This window comes from Candidatus Avelusimicrobium faecicola, from assembly GCA_900540405.1.
In the GTDB taxonomy this organism is placed as follows: Bacteria; Elusimicrobiota; Elusimicrobia; order Elusimicrobiales; family Elusimicrobiaceae; genus Avelusimicrobium; species Avelusimicrobium faecicola.
In genome coordinates, this window is sequence record UQFW01000083.1 from 1 (window position 1) to 3,135 (window position 3,135).

The 3,135-nt window shown below is 53.7% G+C and carries 3 protein-coding genes; 2 read left to right on the top strand and 1 reads right to left on the bottom strand.

Going from position 1 to position 3,135, the window contains the following annotated elements; genetic code table 11:
* The first annotated feature begins 163 nt into the window (after positions 1 to 163).
* Positions 164 to 859, top strand: coding sequence for a hypothetical protein (locus ACQY18_RS06510; RefSeq protein ID WP_428039286.1), 696 nt, complete (start codon positions 164 to 166; stop codon positions 857 to 859).
* A gap of 106 nt (positions 860 to 965) precedes the next feature.
* Here ACQY18_RS06510 and ACQY18_RS06515 read toward each other — a convergent pair whose 3' ends face one another.
* Positions 966 to 1,574 carry an ankyrin repeat domain-containing protein gene (locus ACQY18_RS06515; RefSeq protein ID WP_176778040.1) on the bottom strand — a complete coding sequence of 203 codons (609 nt, stop codon included), beginning with the start codon at positions 1,572 to 1,574 and terminating at the stop codon, positions 966 to 968.
* 84 nt (positions 1,575 to 1,658) lie between these two features.
* Here ACQY18_RS06515 and lysS point away from each other — a divergent pair.
* A partial coding sequence (gene lysS, locus ACQY18_RS06520; protein WP_428039287.1) for a lysine--tRNA ligase occupies positions 1,659 to 3,135 on the top strand: 1,477 nt, incomplete at its 3' end.

Here is a 3,135-nt window from a genome sequence, read left to right on the forward strand (position 1 = left end):
TGAAAGGCGGAGCGTTGTTTTTATTGGCACAAACTGCTTTCTAAAAGCCAAAACCTTCTTACGCCGGATTTATCCCCCACCGGGCTAGCCAAAAGGCCGGGCTTATTAATATACTGTATATATGCGCAAAATCCTTTCTGTTTGTACCTTTTTATTACTTGTTATGCCGGGTTTATTAAATGCCCGGCAATACATTTCCGCGCCGGAACAAAATGTAGAAATCATCCAAACCATTACTATCCGCCCGGTAAACACCACCCCCAACCAGGCCGAACCCGCCGGAGGCCCGGCTGAAACCGCCGACGAAAACGCGGAGCCGGAAACCAAACCCAAAAAGAAGCCAAAAACCGCCAAAAAAGCCAAAACCGTCACCCAACCGGGTAAATTTGTGCCGTTTTTCCAACCGGGCATGGCCCAACAACCCGGCACTAACGAAGCCCAATATGACTATATTTTACCCACCGTTGCCCCTCGTGCCCACCCGCACTTGGGCCGCCCTCAACCGGGCCGGCCGCATAAACCCGCCAGGCCGGGCCGCCGCCACAGAGGGCACGGCAGAGGGCCGTTCCCACCGCCGCCGCCCCCGGCCGCACAACCCGGGCGGGACCCGCGTTTAGATAACGCCCCCACCGGCATAAAACCCCTTTTGCCACCCATGCACCCGCCGGTGCCGGGCGGAAATTTTCGGCCATTTAACCCCGGGCAACCGCCCGCGCCGGGCCCCCTTTCCCCCACCCAACCGGGCAGAGGAACTTTCCCTGCTTATCCGCCCGCGCCGGGTATGGGGCCGCAAGGTTCCTCCGCAATTCCGCCCGCGCCGCCTATGCCCGCCGCCGGGGTGGGCCGCCCCTTGCGCTAATGGATTAAACGCGCCCCCTTTTGAAACCCCGCTCCGCACGCTAATTTAGGACACCATAAAAAAACAGGCCCCTTTTTAAGGAGCCTGCTTTTGATACGGTAAATATTTATTCCAGCGGCCTTAATAAGTGCAGTACCAACATGGCCTGGCGGTAATCGGTGCGTTCCTGCTCCGTAAATTCCTCATTTTGGGCCAGATAATCCGCCGCCGTTTTGCCGGATTGGTCTTTGGCGGACGGGTCCGCCTTGGCACGCAGTAAAATATCCAACACCGCTTTTTGGTTGTGCGCCGCCGCCAACATCAGCGGCGTTTGGCCTTGCTTATCCGCCATATTCGGGTTGGCCCCGCCCTTTACCAATACTAGGGTAATAGAGTCATTGGGGTTAAACTCCGCCGCCCAAAACAACGGCGTTTGGCCGTCATTATCCGCCCGGTTGGGGTCCGCCCCCGCCGCCAACAGTTTTTCAATCGGTTGGGCCTCTTTGGCGTGGCGCGCCGCATAAAAAAGCGCCGTGTGGCCCTCGTTATCGCCCACGTTTACATCTCCGGCGCGGGCAATCAGGCGGTCTGTTTCCCGCGTGTCGGCGCCGCTTTCCAAAGAGCGCATCAGCCGCGTGGCCCCGCGGGCATCCCGGCCGTCCGCCCAGTAGCGCATGAGCAACCCTGCGCCAAAAATCAACCCCACAACTAATAAAGGGATAAACCATTTTCTCATATTCAGTACCTCTTTATTTATTTTACCAATTTCTATAGGTCCGAATTTGATAAAATATAGATACTATCATTTACGAGGTTATTTATGCAGCAAACCAAAGAACACACCAAAGAACAGGGCAACGCCCTGCACGAAATTATCGCCCAACGCTATGCGGAAGTAAAAGAAATCCGCAACCTGGGCGTGGACCCCTACCCGGCCCGCTGCGAAAAAAAGCAATCCTGCCTGGAAGCTAAAAACGCCCCGGAAGGCACGGAAGTTGTCACCGCCGGGCGCATTATGCAGTTGCGCAGTATGGGTAAAGCCGCTTTTGCGCACTTGCGCGATTTTACGGGCCGCGTACAGTTGTATGTAGCCAAAGACAATTTGGGCGACGAAGCCTACCAATTTTTCAAAAAACATATTTCCGTGGGGGATTTTATTTCCGTCACCGGGCACCTGTTTGTCACCAAAACCGGCGAAAAAACCATTAAAGCAACCAAAGTGACGCTGATTTCCAAAGCCATCCGCCCCATGCCGGAAAAATACCACGGCTTGCAAGATGTGGAAGTCCGTTTCCGCAAACGCCATTTGGATTTAATTGCCAACGAAGACGTAAAAGAAATTTTTATCAAACGCGCCAAAATTATTTCTTCTATCCGCAAAACTTTGGATAACAAAGGTTATTTGGAAGTAGAAACCCCCATTTTGAACCCGTCTTCCGGCGGGGCTATTGCGCGCCCGTTTGAAACGTACCACAACGCGCTCAAAATGCCGCTTTATTTGCGTATTGCGTTGGAATTGCACCACAAACGCTTGATTATGGGCGGTATGGACAAAATTTACGAAATCGGGCACATGTTCCGCAACGAGGGCATAGACACCACCCACAACCCGGAATTTACCATGATGGAAATGTACCAGGCGTATGGCGACGTAAACACCATGGCCGATTTGTTTGACGAAATTTTGGGCAACGCCGCCAAGGCGATTGGCGTGGAAAAAATCCATTTCCGCGGGTACGAAGTAGACCTGCGCCCGCCGTATAAACGCGTACACATTCCGCAAGCCTGGCAAGAAAAATTCGGCCGCGATATTCACGAAGTGTTAAACGGCCGCAAATTCAACCGCGCCAAGCTGGAAGAAGTCGCCCGCGAACAGGGCGTCAAATTCGGCCCGGACGATTCCGACTCCTCCATTTTTGACGAACTTTTTGAAGGCAAATTACTGGCTGAATACCACAACCCGGTAATTGCTATGGATTACCCCACCGCCGTCAGCCCGTTTGCCAAAACCAAACCCGGCGACCCGGAAATTGTGGAACGCTTTGAAGTGTTTGTAAACGGGCAGGAATTGGGCAACGCCTATACCGAGTTAAACGACCCGGCCGACCAGTTGCAACGCTTGAAAGACCAAGCCGCCGAAAAAGCCGCCGCCAAAGGCGAAGAAGCCAACAACGCCGATATTTTGGACGCGGACTATATTGAAGCCATGGAAAGCGGTATGCCGCCCACCGGCGGTATGGGCATTGGGATTGACCGTATTATTATGATGCTTACCGGCCAAGACTCTATCCGCGAAA